At 42.4% G+C, this 14,850-nt stretch carries 13 protein-coding genes; 7 read left to right on the forward strand and 6 right to left on the reverse strand.

From position 1 onward, the window contains the following. Positions 1-194: 194 nt before the first annotated feature. Together V7K31_RS18005 and V7K31_RS18010 are read left to right on the forward strand one after the other, a co-directional pair. Positions 195-1,706: a hydroxysqualene dehydroxylase gene (locus tag V7K31_RS18005; RefSeq protein ID WP_335096087.1), complete on the forward strand. Its 1,512-nt coding sequence runs from the start codon at positions 195-197 to the stop codon at positions 1,704-1,706. Between the two features lie 144 nt (positions 1,707-1,850). Continuing rightward, positions 1,851-2,210: a DUF6464 family protein gene (locus V7K31_RS18010; protein WP_335095777.1), complete on the forward strand. Its 360-nt coding sequence runs from the start codon at positions 1,851-1,853 to the stop codon at positions 2,208-2,210. Between the two features lie 9 nt (positions 2,211-2,219). Here V7K31_RS18010 and fmt read toward each other — a convergent pair whose 3' ends face one another. Next, positions 2,220-3,215 (reverse strand): methionyl-tRNA formyltransferase, encoded by a 996-nt coding sequence (gene fmt / locus V7K31_RS18015; RefSeq protein WP_335095779.1) that lies wholly within the window; start codon positions 3,213-3,215, stop codon positions 2,220-2,222. Between the two features lie 864 nt (positions 3,216-4,079). Between fmt and V7K31_RS18020 the strand changes: the two genes are divergently transcribed. The 3 genes from V7K31_RS18020 to fosX all read left to right on the forward strand — a co-directional run bounded on the left by V7K31_RS18020 (position 4,080) and on the right by fosX (position 6,568). Beyond that, on the forward strand, positions 4,080-5,399 hold the full coding sequence (locus V7K31_RS18020; RefSeq protein WP_335095781.1) for a hypothetical protein: 1,320 nt from the start codon (positions 4,080-4,082) through the stop codon (positions 5,397-5,399). Positions 5,400-5,693: 294 nt separating this feature from the next. Next, on the forward strand, positions 5,694-6,095 hold the full coding sequence (locus V7K31_RS18025; protein ID WP_335095782.1) for a VOC family protein: 402 nt from the start codon (positions 5,694-5,696) through the stop codon (positions 6,093-6,095). A gap of 50 nt (positions 6,096-6,145) precedes the next feature. Further along, positions 6,146-6,568 (forward strand): FosX/FosE/FosI family fosfomycin resistance hydrolase, encoded by a 423-nt coding sequence (gene fosX, locus V7K31_RS18030; RefSeq protein WP_334935570.1) that lies wholly within the window; start codon positions 6,146-6,148, stop codon positions 6,566-6,568. A gap of 91 nt (positions 6,569-6,659) precedes the next feature. Here fosX and minE read toward each other — a convergent pair whose 3' ends face one another. The 5 genes from minE to V7K31_RS18055 all read right to left on the reverse strand — a co-directional run bounded on the left by minE (position 6,660) and on the right by V7K31_RS18055 (position 11,459). Beyond that, the gene (gene minE, locus V7K31_RS18035) at positions 6,660-6,950 is read right to left on the reverse strand and encodes a cell division topological specificity factor MinE (protein WP_334824546.1); all 291 of its coding nucleotides are present in this window, start codon (positions 6,948-6,950) and stop codon (positions 6,660-6,662) included. 35 nt (positions 6,951-6,985) lie between these two features. Further along, a complete protein-coding gene (minD, locus tag V7K31_RS18040) occupies positions 6,986-7,792 on the reverse strand; it encodes a septum site-determining protein MinD (protein WP_334824548.1) in 807 nt (268 codons plus the stop codon). 294 nt (positions 7,793-8,086) lie between these two features. Continuing rightward, positions 8,087-9,121: a septum site-determining protein MinC gene (minC, locus tag V7K31_RS18045; protein WP_335095784.1), complete on the reverse strand. Its 1,035-nt coding sequence runs from the start codon at positions 9,119-9,121 to the stop codon at positions 8,087-8,089. 150 nt (positions 9,122-9,271) lie between these two features. Then, positions 9,272-10,594 carry a four-carbon acid sugar kinase family protein gene (locus tag V7K31_RS18050; protein WP_335095785.1) on the reverse strand — a complete coding sequence of 441 codons (1,323 nt, stop codon included), beginning with the start codon at positions 10,592-10,594 and terminating at the stop codon, positions 9,272-9,274. Positions 10,595-10,796: 202 nt separating this feature from the next. Next, entirely contained in the window at positions 10,797-11,459 is a 663-nt protein-coding gene (locus V7K31_RS18055) for a hypothetical protein (protein WP_335095786.1), read from the reverse strand. 425 nt (positions 11,460-11,884) lie between these two features. Between V7K31_RS18055 and V7K31_RS18060 the strand changes: the two genes are divergently transcribed. Both V7K31_RS18060 and modB read left to right on the forward strand, forming a co-directional pair. Further along, positions 11,885-12,787, forward strand: a complete 903-nt coding sequence (locus V7K31_RS18060) for a class I SAM-dependent methyltransferase (protein WP_335095788.1) — start codon at positions 11,885-11,887, stop codon at positions 12,785-12,787. 259 nt (positions 12,788-13,046) lie between these two features. Continuing rightward, on the forward strand, positions 13,047-14,849 hold the full coding sequence (modB, locus tag V7K31_RS18065; RefSeq protein WP_335095790.1) for a molybdate ABC transporter permease subunit: 1,803 nt from the start codon (positions 13,047-13,049) through the stop codon (positions 14,847-14,849). Position 14,850 lies beyond the last annotated feature (1 nt).

Raw genomic sequence — 14,850 nt, forward strand, 5'->3', positions numbered from 1 at the left:
GCAAACTGAGAACATCGGGAGCCGTGTACACAGAAATGCGTATGCACGGATCTAACTGAGAGGTGCGGGGAATAATATCCCCCATCGACTCAACCCACCCTTTATCGGGCTTCTAGAGAGCTTACATCATACTGCTAAGATCAGTATGATGTGGGAGTATGTCACTTGATGGACTGCAACAATTGGAGGCTGTGATGGTGGAAGGGTTACAACGAAAACGGGTAGTAGTTGTAGGTGCTGGTTGGGCTGGTTTAGGAGCAACCTACCATTTGGCAAAGCAAGGTTATGATGTGACACTTCTAGAAGCAGGACCCTATCCCGGTGGATTGGTGGCAGGTTGGCAAACAGCCGCCGGAAAATCTGTTGAAGCTGGCATTCATGGCTTCTGGTATCCTTACAAAAATATTTTTTCCCTAATCAATGAATTAGAAATTAATCCTTTTACTACTTGGACTCGTTCTTCGCAATATTCGCCAGCAGGTTTGGAAGTTGAATCACCGATTTTTCAAGACTTACCGCGACTCCCCTCCCCACTAGGAACTTTTCTCTACACTCAGTTTAAACGGCTGCCACTAATTGACCGCCTCAGCGCCCTGCCTTTACTTTATGCTGTCGTTGATTTTGACAATTCTGATGCAGCTTGGCGGCGCTATGACTTTGTAACTGCTCGTGAATTGTTCAAAGACTTTAATGTTTCTGCACGGCTTTACCGCGAGGCTTTTGAACCAATGTTATTGGTGGGCTTATTTGCCCCTGGTGAACAATGTTCAGCCGCAGCAACTTTAGGGATGCTTTACTTTTTTATTCTGGCTCATCAACCGGATTTTGATGTAGTTTGGTGTCGGGGAACTGTTGGAGAAAAGATATTTCGTCCTTGGGTGGAACGCATCGAAAAAGCTGGTGTGCGAGTGCTACCCAAGCGACGGGTTACAGACTTAATTGTTGATAATAATCATCGAGCCAAGGGTGTAGTTTGCGGTGATGAAGTAATTGAAGCAGATGCCGTGATTTTTGCAGTTGGGATCACGGGGATGAAGAAAATTGTCTCAACTAGCCCTAGTTTACAAAGCCGTGAAGAATTCCGTAATTTGAGCAATTTAGGAGCAATTGATGTTTTAGCAACGCGGCTATGGTTCGATCGCAAAATTAATATTCCCCGTCCTTCCAATGCTTGCTTTGGGTTCGACACAACTACAGGTTGGACGTTTTTTGATTTGAATGCTTTACATGATGAATATCGGGATGAGCCGGGAACGGTGATTGAAGCTGATTTTTATCACGCGAATCAGTTTCTCAGTTTGAGTGATGAGGAGATTTTAACAATAGTTCAGGGTTATTTAGCAACTTGTGTACCAGCGTTTCGAGAGGCAAAGGTAATTGATAGCAGTGTAATTCGTTTATCTCAGGCAGTGACTCACTTTGCACCTGGTAGCTATCGTTATATGTTACCCGCTAAGACAAGTTTTGAGAATGTGTTTATGAGTGGGGATTGGATTGTGAACCGTCATGGTTCTTGGTCACAGGAAAAGGCTTATGTTACTGGTTTGGAGGCGGCGAATTTGGTGGTATCTTATTTGGAAGAAGGTCAGCCATCTGAGATTTTAGCTGTAGAAGAGGATGAACTGCATATACAAGTGGCGCGATCGCTCAACCAAACCTGGCGCGACTTGAGCAAATCTATCCTGCCTGACTTTTGGTTGCCATAATCTGTATGATACAACAGCTGTCATCCCTACTGTATGTATATTTATCGCAATAAGAGTCAATTATTAATTGTAATCTAAATTCGGTAAGCTAAAGAAAGCGATCGCGATACCATCCTTATAACGTAAATCAAATTACATAAGCTTATGGAGCCAGACTCTTTACAAACCGAGGTGATTCTGACGCATCCGCGTGAGTCTCTCGGCAGAGTACAACTTGATTGGACACCCCAACCCGGAAACTATCTCGATTTTGAAGGTAAAACCTACGCGGTTTTAGAGCGCCGCCACAAATACCAACTTAAAGCAGGACGTTACCGTTTGCATAATATTGCTATTTACGTGCAGTCTGCTAAACGACCATCTGAGAAAAGTTTGGTAGCGGGACGTTGGGTAATCGGTGATGCTACCTGCTGCTACAATGCTCATTCAGAAATTATTCGTTGTGCAGTCAACCCAGATGGCCCTTGCAAATCTTGCCGCTTTTATGAAAAGAGAGGCGATTAATCGCGTCTGTTATCTACCCGCACTAAAAACTTCTCCCACAGTTAAGCGGGTACCATTAACAAAATCCCATCCCGACTGGGGACGTTTACCAGCTAGCTGAACTTCTCGCAACAGCAACAAACCTTCCCCAGTTTGGACGATCGCCCCAATTCCTTTGGTAATACTCACTACAACTCCGGGTTTGTCTGATATATTTGACAAATCAGGCAATTTATGGATTAATTCTGGTGGGAGATTGCGATCGCCTACAGAACCAAGGGGAGCAGAAGCGGTGATTTTCAGCAGGTTGTTACGAAAGGTAGCCGTGCAGTTAGGGTAAAAGCCTCTAATTTGATTGTGTAATTGGATAGCGCTTTTTGACCAATCCAAAGCATAATCTTGTTTTTTAATCAGAGGTGCATAAGTAGCTGCTAAATTATCTTGGGGAATTGGTTGAATTTCCTGACGTTCCAACTTCAACAGAGTTTCTACCAATAAATCCCCACCAAGAGCAGCTAGTCTGTCGGCTAAATCTTGGGCATTATCTAGTAATCCAATCGGTGTAGTGGCTATTTGGAGCATTGCCCCAGTATCCATCCCCACATCCATTAACATAGTTGTGATCCCCGTCTCCTTCTCACCGTTATACAAACACCACTGAATCGGCGCTGCACCCCGATATTTGGGTAAAATCGAGCCATGCACATTAATGCAGCTCAACTTTGGCATATTTAGGATTTTTGAGGATAAAATCTGTCCGTAGGCGACAACAACAAACACGTCTGCGTCTAATTGTTTGAGTTGGGTTAAAGTTTCAGTGTCTTTTTTCACCCGTTCGGGTTGCCATACTGGTAAATTGTGAGCAGTAGCGATCGCTTTTACAGGTGAAGGGATCAGTTTATTTCCGCGTTCCCGGCGTTTATCTGGTTGAGTAACAACTGCCAACACCTCAAATTCTGAATGATTCAATAACTTTTCCAACGTGGGCACAGCAAACTCAGGTGTACCAAAAAATACAATTTTCATTAATAATTAGTTGTTGATCGTTAGTCATTAGTTAATGGTAAATAATATCGGCTGTTTGGTGGTACAATATTTTCGTATTGGTGAAACTGAAGGCTGCAAGATTTAAGTTAATAGTTAAGTTGACAAGTGTAACAGGTAGTATAAGCTGCATCTGCCTTTAGTTAGCCTTATCGTTTAGTGGTGTCTCGTTACGAGCCGCTAGAGCATCTACCGAGTAAATTTTGTTGTGTTACTGAATTATTTCCCCCAAATTGGCCTTAAATGCAGTTAGGTTTCTAAAACACTATTGCATCTTCTAGCTATTTTTGTAGTTGAGATTGCAATTTATAACTTTAGGTTGCTGACAGCAGTATTTTCTGAGTATAATTTATTATGCGTCCGCTTTCTGAGCTTATTCACGTAACGCCTCACATTTCCCATTATCGGGGTTTGCGCTGTTATATTTAGTGTGTAACCTGGCTTCTTTGTTGCGTACTAGCGATCGCTAGTACGATCCCCAATAACTGGGTCATCTCACTCTAGGTTGCTAGCTTCATGAGCCACAAGTTATACCTTGAATATCCCTCGACTAATACCTGTTTTTGGTGTGGTTGGGTATAGCAACAGCAACATTATACATCGTGTAGTAATTATTGGGTTGTCAGTATAATTACTATACTCGCATATTTTTGAGAAAAATATTCAGTACCTGAGTAAGAAAAGGTGTAGACAATGATACTTAATTTTTGTAAAGCTCTGCAAACTTTGAAGAAAATATCTAGTCATTGCTTTTAATTTCTTGTTATACATATAATTACTGGCTGCCCCATTGCTGCATCGGTATTGCTTCAGACATAGCAACCGCCCCTTCTAGAGAGTCTACAAATGCTTAAACCCCTTTTGCTGTCAGGATGGTTCCGCGCGCAACCATTTTTCAATTATGTTGTCGTTGTGATACTTCTTACACCCTTGCTAGCGGCATCGGGTCACTCAATCCCCGTCAGATCCGAAGTAGCTAAAGTAACTTCGATTACTGAAGGATCTGACTCTGTATCAAAGGAAGTAGCTGTAGTTGGGGAACCTGAGATAGCTGAAATATTAAAAACAGATCAAATCGACTTGTTAACAGAAAAAGTTAACTCTGTGCCAACACAAAATACTGCTGTCCAGGAACCGCAAGTATTACCAACGGATAAAATTGAGTCTTTGGATCAAGCAAATAGTTCTGTGTCAAAGAGCGATTTAACTGTTCCTAATTCTTTGGTAACAGTTGAACTCGCACCATTAGCAGATGTTCCTGTTAGTCAACTTAATTTAATCCGAAAACTCAAAGCTGCTAATGTCAAGTCTTTGAGAGAACAAGAAAATTCTCTTACTAGAGAAAAGTCTTTTAGTGAATCATTGACAGCAACTCAAGTAGCACCAACTCTTAGAGAATCACAACCAACCACGACGACGGAAATACATGTTACTGAACCACGTGATCAACCCCAAGCAGAACAAATAGATCCCATAGGTAGTCCTCATCCTATTCCTTGGAAATGGATCACAGCGACTCAAGAGGCTATTGGTTCCAAGGGTGGTTCGGGAGTGCGTCACTACCGCAGTATACCGGTGGTTTCTCCAGATGGTAAATATGCCGTTTATAGCCGGGTGCAACTAGAAGTAAAACCCCAAATGTATAACAGCCGTGTCACCAGCATTCTGTTTGTCCAAGATATGCAAACCAAGAGGTTGTGGGTGATGGCTTCAACTACTGCTGTTAGCGATCCTTTATTAAATACTAAAGCTGCAAAGGCGGCGTTGTCAGGAGAAACTGATACGAACGGTCAGATTGGGGTATTAGTTCCAGTTAGCTGGTCGGAAAAAGGCGATCGCTTCTTAGCACGCAAGTTTGAAGGTATATTTAATACAGGTGATTCGACAGATAGTGCAGTGATTTGGGATCGGCAAAAAAATCACGCTAACACAGTTGCTCCTGCCCATCAGGAAGATCATGAGCAAATTGCCGTATTGTTAGGTTGGAGTAAAAGCCAACCGGATCATGTGCTATTTCGTGCGGGTGAATTGGGCCAGGAAAACTGGCCACTAATGCAAGTTGCTAATGATGGTAAGACTATCACTACAACAAACGACGATCAGCCGATTACTTTTGGTAAAAAGGTTACGGAAGTTTGGGCAGGCCCACAAGTCGCCTACCGATAGATAATTCATAGAAAAATTTATATACTCCCGTTGTCTTCACTACTGACAACGGGATTTTTTATTATGTCGTAAATATTTTTGGCATTCCTGAGTCATTCCTGAGTTTAGATAGCCTAAGAATAAGTGTAAAAGCGCAGATATGACAACAGCGATCGCACTTTATATACCTGTGCTAAACCATGTTCCCAAGCCTCATAAATTGGCGAAGGTATTGGACTTAATCAGTATTTAGTGGTAGTGTAGTTTTCTAAAAGTCCCCAAACCCAAGCCTTTTGCTCAAAAATAACTCTGGTGATGTTTCGCCCAATTTTTCATCTTGCCTTCCCCGTCCGAGACTTAGAAGAATCTAAGAACTTTTATGTCACCACCTTTGGTGCTAAGGTCGGTCGTGTCCGTGACAAGTGGCTCGACATATTTCTGTTTGAAGCTCAGATTACTTTGCATGAAGCACCCTCTGAGATTTTACCGATGAGAGAACATGGCGTGCGTCACTTCGGTGCGGTTTTGGCGTGGAGTGATTGGGAGACGCTTGCAAATCGCCTTGATGAAATGAGGGTTCAGTTCAAGGTAAAGCCAAATGTTTCTGGTGTCGGTACCGACGCAGAGCAAGCGAAGATGCTATTAAGCGATCCGAATGGAAATGCGATCGAAGTAAAGGCATACAGAAATCTATCTGTCGCCTTGGAAATAAAATGATTTGCAAGAGTATTCAGCCACCAAGGTCTAACTCAACCTAACAAGGAAGGATGATTCAAGGAATTAGTCATATCACATTCATCGTCAAAGACTTGGAGAAAATGACAAAATTCCTTGTATCCATATTTGATGCCGAGGAAATTTATTCTAGTGGTGAGCAAACTTTCTCCATTTCAAAAGAAAAATTCTTCCTGATAAACGGCTTATGGATTGCCATCATGCAAGGGGATTCTTTACCAGAGAAAACTTATAACCATCTAGCTTTTAAAATAACCGAAGAAGACTACGAACTTTATGCTGCCAGAGTTAGGAGTCTTGAGTTAGATGTGAAGGAAGGTCGAAGTCGTGTAGAAGGAGAAGGGCATTCCTTATATTTTTACGACTACGACAATCATTTATTTGAGTTACATACAGGAACTCTAAATCAACGATTACAAAGGTATCTGAGAAACAATGGGACTTACAAAAAATAAAACATTTCCTAAAAGATAATGATTATCATTAATTACACATTTAACTCCCTGATATCAAGTCATACAGAATTAAAATTAAAACTATAAAGACTTATTTATCACCCCTTTCCCACTCAGGTATGACACCTTTCACCCGGCGGATGGGCAAATTAGCAATTAAAGCTGTCGTTCGTTGGTTACTTTCTAAAGAGAACTCCAAGCCCTCTGTCTCAATTTCGACATAGCGACAGACTACATCTAGGATTTCTTTCCGCATTTTTTCCAACGTTTGAGGATCTAAATCAGCGCGATCGTGAGCAATCACCAATTGCAGGCGACGTTTAACTTGAGTTCGGCTGCTATCAGGACCGCGAGAAAAAAGTTTTTCTAGAAGTTCAATCATTACGAATAGGTCTGGGGCGGAGACTGGAAAATAAGTTAAACAATCTTTGTCCACAACAACCTTCGTAGACGGGCGAAGATGCTGTCTTGGGACGAGTCGATCTCCAGAAATTCGACACTTTCCCCTTCTAATCTACGAGCAATGTTCTCAAAGGCTATGGCAGCTAAAGAGGGATTTTCCGCTAACACTAAGGGTTCGCCGCGATTGGTAGATACAATAACACGCTCGTCGTCAGGGATTACCCCGATCAGGGGAATGGCGAGAAGTTCCTGAACATCTTGCACTGACATCATATCATTTGCTTTCACCATTGCGGGTCTGATGCGGTTAATTATTAAATGAACACGCTTGATACCTTGTGCTTCTAGTAACCCTACTACCCGGTCAGCATCACGAACTGAGGAAATTTCTGGCGTGCTGACAATTAGCGCTTCTTTTGCCGGACCGATCGCATTTTTAAACCCATTTTCAATACCGGCGGGGCTATCAATAATTACGTATTGATACTTTTGCGCTAGTGCATTCACCAATAACTTCATCTGTTCTGGTGTGACTGCATCTTTGGAGCGATTTTGGGCTGCCGGTAAGAGTACGAGATTGGGTTGGCGCTTATCTTTCACCAAGGCTTGTTCTAAGCGGCACTCTCTGGCCAAGACTTCCACCGCAGTATAGACGATGCGGTTTTCTAGCCCTAGCAGCAAATCCAAATTTCTCAGACCAAAATCCGCATCAACCAAGGCAACTTGACGCCCCATTTTGGCTAAAGCCATGCCCAGATTTGCTGAAACTGTGGTTTTACCCACTCCTCCTTTACCGGAGGTAATCACAATAATGCGAGTCATGATAGAAATGCGGTCAATGAGGGTTCAGGAAATATAAAACAGTAAATTGCAGTATAAAGTATGAAGTATCGGATCAAGTATGAAGAAATATCTGATCTTCCTGATTCAGGTGAGGTATGAATATTTTTTTGATAGCGATGTCTGACGACAAGCTGCTCCGTGTCTACGCTCGGTTGTGTGCAATACACTTCTCTAGGGGAAAGGAGTTAGGGATTAGAGTAGTGTATTCCATCTACATGAAAACCGCTATATTTCATCCTTCGTATTCTTCATCCTTTAAGTAAATATTCCGGGTTACTGATTGCTCTTAGTAAATTGGTTTCTGGAAAAATCACTAGCCCTAGCAATGCGAATCCCTTGGGGCGTAATATGTGCCACTTCTGGAGAAAATTGCATCGGTAACTTTTCTGGTGCCCTAGCTACAGCATCTGCGATCCGCAATTGGGTTGGTTCCATTTGCAAGGACATAATTAGACATTCACTATTGCCTCCAGCCCCAGCATGAGCGATTCCACGTAGACGCCCCCAGATGATAATATCTCCATCTGCAATTACAATACCACCTGGATTTACATCTCCCAATAGAATTACTGTCCCAGGATGACGAATTTCTACTCCAGAACGGACTGTCATTTCCAGATAGAGGGCATCTGCCTGGGGTATGGCTGTAGCTGTTGGCTCTGAAACCAGAGAACTTACTGGCTGTAGTTGTTCTACAGAATACCCGGATGTGACAGCTGCGATCGCAGTTTGCCGACGACTTGTGGAGACAGATATGAGCCGGAGTTCGACTTCACTCAAAGCTTCGCCAAGTTCTTGCAGTTGTCTGGCATCTACTAGGCGGTCTTGTGCCATCAGATGCACAGGGCTATTCGATATACGGAAGCGATCGCCTGCATTCAGACGCTGTTTTATTTGTTGCCAAATATCAGACCAACTGAGTTCTGAGGCAGATATTTGAGACTCTGGAGGCAAAATTAATAACAGTCGTCCCTCCTTACTCTTTAACTGGACTTGAGTATTGTCATTTAGGCGATGCCCTGGTAATGCTGACTGATCGGGATTTAAATCAGTCAGGATAAAATCTGATGCGGCATCAGGATTTGACTCTACATCTGAGTCAGCAGGATTTGACTCTACAGGAGCAAGGACAGTATTTGATTTTAAATAAAGGAGGACAGATTTTAACTCAGCATCCGGGAGGATAGAATCTGACTCTACATCAGAGACAGTAGGATTTACCTCTAGCTCAGAAAGGATAGAATTTGGTTCTGCATTAGGAAGTGCAGAATTTGACTCTAGATTGGGAGTCGCAGAATCAGAAGTCATGCAGTACTAGCCAAAAGACAAGGGACACTCCGAATAATAATTACCAATATCAGTTGCAAAATGCAACAATATCCTCAAACAAGAAAGTGCTGATACTAATTCTAGGTGAGGCTGTGCTTTATTCACGTAGGGGGAATTCATGAATTGCCCTTAGAGGATAGTCAACCTTTGATAAATTGTCCCCAAGGCATCAGCATCGCCGACATTACCTGGAAACAGCACCACAGGCAAATTCGGAAACTGGGGATGATCGGACGGCGTTAACACCATTGAACAACCAGCTAAAATTTGACCGAGTAAACGGGCTGAAGTTAAAGCTAGTCCAGTACTCAAAACATCGTTTGAGGTAATACCACCCTTGCTGATTAAGAATCCGATATCAGATGGTAAACCGCGCACAATATCCATCAATAAACTTGAAACTTTTGTCCCAAACTCCAATCGTGTGTTGACATTTTTAAAACTCAGTTCCTGACGGCTAGTATAAACCACTGGTGTTTTGCCAGCCTCATGTACCGCCCGTGTACTTTTCTGAATTTCATTTAGCAGTGCCGCAGATTGATTTGCCCCATCATCAAGTAATCGCGCTACATTCACTTCGATTCCCACTGTTCCTTCTACTTGCAACAGTGCCTCTAATTGCTGAGTAGTCTTTTTCACATGGGAACCAACAATCACTGCACCTGGTTTGCCTTGCCGCACGTACTGCGCCATCTTTTCGGGGGGAATGGGTTGGGGTGGTAAAGCTGCTAAAGCCGTTAAAATACTTGCTGCACTGCGAAACAGAAAGCGTTTCCCTTGACTTGCTGCTGCTAATATGTCTACTGCAAAGCGGTTAAGATCATCTTGAGTTTCGCCATCGACGACAGCGCACTGATTACCATTGAGTTTTAACAAGCGTTCCAAACTCCCAGCGCGAATATCGGCCAGGAGAAATCTTTCTACAGCTTCGGCACGAATTCGTCCTTGAGTCTTTTCTTCGACATACTTGGGTAAGTAACTGTGATGGTAGCTGAAGACTGAATCACGGGCAAATTCAGTTTCATGGACTGGGGTAGGTACACCAGCAATTATCAAGTAATGTACGCTGTCGCGGGTGATGCGTCCGCCCTCAAAAAATGCTGGTACGAGAAAATGAGCATCAAAGGGGCCAAGTTCTTGTGCGATCGCATCAGTTTCAATGGGATAATGTCCCCTCAAGGTAGAATCAGAACGGCTGACAATCAGAAAATCGTCAATTCCTTCAGCATCCAAGGCGATTTTCAGGTTTTGGCAAACTTCTGTGGTTACAGATGCGGCTGACTCTGGCGTTAAGGATCTAGTGTTAGTCAGTATAAAGAAAATTGGCGAATCATCCTGTAACCCACTGCGTAGAGTGTCCACATCCCAGTGCATTAGCAGCAAGCAGCTGTGGACTGTTTGAGAACCTGTAGGATCATCATCTAGGACAATTATTTTGGGTTTTTTGCTCATTTTAAATTTTAAAAGTTTTAGGCGAATAGAATAGAGCCTCCGGCACGCTGACGCGAACGCTACTACACAGGCAAAGTCCACCTCCGTGGACTAATACGCAATCAAGGGTTTTCTAACCTGCGGAGGCAGGTTTTGTCTGTATGTATAGCCGCGACTTCTAGTCGCCCAAGCGAGTAATAAATTAGACTTTACAAACATCCACTTAGCCCTTGTGTAATTTTCTGATTTCTGCTTGCACATCGATCGCAATTTGCAATGATTGATTTAGCAGTTGAGCATATTCGCCTGCTTGACTACTAAGTTGTAAAGCTTGCAGACTGGCTAAATTATTTACAAATAACTCTTGGTTATTAGCAAGCAATTTTTTATTATCTCGCAAAATTCGTTCCGTTTTCAGAGCGCGGACTAAATCTTCTCTAATCAGTTGCAGAGCGGCGGTGACTTGATCTCGGTCATGGATGCTGCTTTCTACGTTTCCTGATGCTGCCAATTGGTCATTAATATCTATGGCGCCAATCAGGTCATGATATTTATCAACTTCATCTAAAAGTATTGTCAGTCCTTCGGGACAGGTTAATTGTCGCCAGAGCGATCGCCCAACTAATATCGGGATTGGGACTAGAATTAGTAAGAGAATTCCGAGTCGAATTGAAGAACCAATAGTCGGCAGAATAATAAACGCATAAACAGAGCCAACAATTATTGGCGTTAGCGCCAGCGTCACCAGCATTTCATTGATAAAAAACCCTAATCGCTTTTTGCTATCTCGCATAACCGAGGGTCGAAAAACGTCTTCTGGATCGAACCCAGTCAAACGTCTCAGTTCCCCCTTGCTAATTTCCAAGCCTATTAAGTCCGGCTGCACGGCTGGATAACTCCTATGGAAGCCCAAGTTGCGTATTCATTTTAGTCGGGTTTGGTAGAGAAGCAATGGGTGGTTACGTATAGTTATGATAAAAAGCAGACTGTGCAACACGACTAATAAAGCTAAAAAGCATTCGCACTTATTTTCTGTTCTATTTTAGATACAATGTAGTACTATGTATGCGATCGCGCTTAAGCGCACGTCAATTTGAGTAACATGACCGCAAAACAACGATTAATAACTTTTGATGTTGCAACTGTTGAAGATGCATCCTCGCAGATGGGCGCAAAACTAACAAATTGAAAACAGTTATAGACTCTAAAGAAAGGCCAAGGTGAAGCAATTCAGTAAAAATCACTTGCGGTTCATGCTGAGTTAAGAGTATAACAGAAAACAGACTCAACTATTCATGAGGAATAATCATAATGAATCAATTAGCAAATGCAAAATTCAGTCTAAATGACTTTGAATTACGAGATGGCATTTATTTTCCTAGCGACTATGAACAGTTGAATAATACTCAACATAAAAAAAAGTGGGACGCAATTGGTAAAACATATTATGGTTCCCAAAAAGTTGAAAAGCTTGCAGAGACATCGCCCATTAAACAAGATTACACTCTGCTAACTGGCACGCCGGGAGGTACTTGGAATAAATTTCCGTTGAATAAATCTGTTGGTTCTATTTTAGAGATTGGTTCTGGTTATGGTCGCGTACCTTTACATCTCTCTAAAGCTAAAAATCTGAAATGTGAAAAATATTATGGAATTGATATTTCTGAGCCTTTGTTACGGCGGTTAATCAAAGTTAAACAAGAATATAATTTTTTCCCTGAAGCTGAATTTAACTTGATTTGCAATTCTGCTGAAATATTGCCTTTAGAAGATAATTCTATAGATTTGGTAATTTCTAACTGCGTCTTTATGCATATCCCAGATGCACAATTAAGGAATTTATTGGCTGATATCTCTCGAATGCTAAAACCTGGCGGAATTTTTGTTTTTAATCATTCCTTTCACAACAAATCTTGTCCTTCTCATATTATCCATAATTTTGTGAGAAAGCTGAACCCATTTGTGAGAAATCCAGTTTATCTCAAACAATATTCCGCCTCTGAAATAGAGGAAATGTTAGCTACTGCTGGGATGAAAACGAAGTGTCCACAATACATTGTCGAACCAACGCAAGAATATGCAATTTTGCCGGAAACTATTAAAGCAATTCCAGTACCATTTGCTAATGCTATTAACAGAAGTCTCAAGCCATCAGATGCTCTAAAAGAAACTTTAGCTTATGGTTTTAGTGCCTATAGCAGTCAACTGGAATAATTAAGAAACTCTCTTGTTGTCAAAATTAACTGAATACAAATAATTTACAGAAGCACAACAATGTTGTGCTTTTATTTTTGAATCTTGTACTATAGCGGTTCTCGGTTGAGTGAGGTACGAGATGTGAATAAAACATATTTTCCAATATGAATATCCTGTTTTTGGGATTTTTTTATTGTTTCTGAAATGATTTACCAACATATTGGAAATAAAGTTGGTAAATTAGGAATTAGTTGAGCTAATTCTTCCCTACGCAACTATGCCATTGGATTTATCGCCTCTTTGGATATCACTCAAAACTTCATTACTTGCTACATTTATCACTTTCTTCTTGGGTATCGCTGCTGCCTACTGGATGCTGGGATATCGTGGCAAAGGTAAATCGTTGATTGAGGGTATCTTTATTGCGCCCCTGATTTTGCCCCCCACCGTTGTCGGCTTCTTGTTGCTGCTATTTTTTGGGAAAAATGGCCCTGTAGGGAAACTTATGCAGTCTTTTGACTTCAGCATCGTTTTTACTTGGTATGGTGCTGCGATCGCAGCTACCGTAGTTTCTTTCCCTCTAATGTATAAAACTGCGCTGGGAGCTTTTGAACAAATAGATGGTAATCTGCTGCGAGTAGCTAGAACCCTTGGCGCAACCGAAGCCACAATCTTTTGGCGCATCAGTTTACCCCTAGCAATACCTGGTATTGTAGCCGCCACAATGCTCGCTTTTGCCCGTGCTTTGGGAGAATTCGGGGCGACATTGATGCTAGCTGGTAACATTCCCGGACAAACGCAGACAATCCCAATGGCAATTTATTTTGCTGTGGAAGCGGGAGCAATGAACGAGGCGTGGTTTTGGGCGATCGCAATTATGGTGATTTCTCTATCTGGAATTATTGCAGTCAACTTCTGGCAAGAATTGAGGGAAAGGAAGACGGGAGGCGGCGGTAGGGAGCAGGGAGCAGGGGGAAAAATTCTTTACACTCCGCACTCTAACTTGGAATCTGGTGGATTGATTGTCAATATTGAAAAAATACTTTCTAGCTTTCATTTAAAAGTTGCTTTCACTACTGATGAGCAACCCTTGGGATTGTTAGGGGGTTCTGGAGCAGGTAAGAGCATGATTTTGCGCTGCCTTGCGGGGATAGAAACGCCTACAATCGGGCGCATAGTTTTAAATGGCAGAGTCCTGTTTGACTCGGAACAAGGAATTAATTTACCCAGCCGCGATCGCCGCATCGGTTTTTTAGTGCAGAATTACGCCCTATTTCCGCACATGAGTGTGGCGCAAAATATCGCTTTTGGCTTGCCCAAAAAACTATCGGCTGGCAGTATTAGGGTGCAGGTAGAAGAACAATTATTAGCAATGCAGTTGCAAGGATTAGGCGATCGCTATCCGCACCAACTTTCTGGAGGCCAACAACAACGGGTAGCCTTGGCAAGAGCATTGGCAAGTCAACCGGAAGCATTGCTTTTAGATGAGCCGTTCTCGGCACTCGATACCCATCTGCGTAGTCAATTAGAGGAGCAAATGAAAGAAACTCTAGCTGGCTACCAAGGTGTGACTCTGTTTGTTACCCATAATATGGAAGAAGCTTATCGGATTTGCCCGAATCTGTTGGTATTGGAGCATGGTAGAGCCGTTCATTATGGTAACAAATATGATATTTTCGAGCATCCTGCTACTGTGAGTGTTGCCCAACTTACCGGATGCAAAAACTTCTCCCGTGCTGTTCTCCAGTCATCGCAACAGGTGGAGGCAACTGATTGGGGTTGTACTCTTCAAGTAATTGAATCAATCAAGAGCGAATTATCCCACGTCGGCATTCGTGCCCATCAGTTCATTTTTACCAACGATTCATCACAGCAAAATACCTTTCCCTGCTGGGTAGTAGGCACAAGTGAAACGCCCCATCGAATGACGTTGTTTCTCAAATTACATTCGGCTGGCAAGAATTCTCAAGATTACCATCTGCAAGCTGAAGTCTTCAAAGAAAAATGGGCGACTATGAAAGACCAACCTTTTCCTTGGTATGTGCGTCTAGATCCTCTGCGCTTGATTTTGATGGATTGAC

Origin of the sequence: Nostoc sp., from assembly GCF_036917675.1 — a bacterium.
GTDB lineage: Bacteria > Cyanobacteriota > Cyanobacteriia > Cyanobacteriales > Nostocaceae > Nostoc.

Bases quoted from the DNA above. Each gene is read 5' to 3' on its own strand.
- V7K31_RS18005 (WP_335096087.1), top strand. From the start codon at position 195: ATGGTGGAAGGGTTACAACGAAAACGGGTAGTAGTTGTAGGTGCTGGT.
- V7K31_RS18010 (WP_335095777.1), top strand. From the start codon at position 1,851: ATGGAGCCAGACTCTTTACAAACCGAGGTGATTCTGACGCATCCGCGT.
- fmt (WP_335095779.1), bottom strand. From the start codon at position 3,215: ATGAAAATTGTATTTTTTGGTACACCTGAGTTTGCTGTGCCCACGTTG.
- V7K31_RS18020 (WP_335095781.1), top strand. From the start codon at position 4,080: ATGCTTAAACCCCTTTTGCTGTCAGGATGGTTCCGCGCGCAACCATTT.
- V7K31_RS18025 (WP_335095782.1), top strand. From the start codon at position 5,694: ATGTTTCGCCCAATTTTTCATCTTGCCTTCCCCGTCCGAGACTTAGAA.
- fosX (WP_334935570.1), top strand. From the start codon at position 6,146: ATGATTCAAGGAATTAGTCATATCACATTCATCGTCAAAGACTTGGAG.
- minE (WP_334824546.1), bottom strand. From the start codon at position 6,950: ATGATTGAACTTCTAGAAAAACTTTTTTCTCGCGGTCCTGATAGCAGC.
- minD (WP_334824548.1), bottom strand. From the start codon at position 7,792: ATGACTCGCATTATTGTGATTACCTCCGGTAAAGGAGGAGTGGGTAAA.
- minC (WP_335095784.1), bottom strand. From the start codon at position 9,121: ATGACTTCTGATTCTGCGACTCCCAATCTAGAGTCAAATTCTGCACTT.
- V7K31_RS18050 (WP_335095785.1), bottom strand. From the start codon at position 10,594: ATGAGCAAAAAACCCAAAATAATTGTCCTAGATGATGATCCTACAGGT.
- V7K31_RS18060 (WP_335095788.1), top strand. From the start codon at position 11,885: ATGAATCAATTAGCAAATGCAAAATTCAGTCTAAATGACTTTGAATTA.
- modB (WP_335095790.1), top strand. From the start codon at position 13,047: ATGCCATTGGATTTATCGCCTCTTTGGATATCACTCAAAACTTCATTA.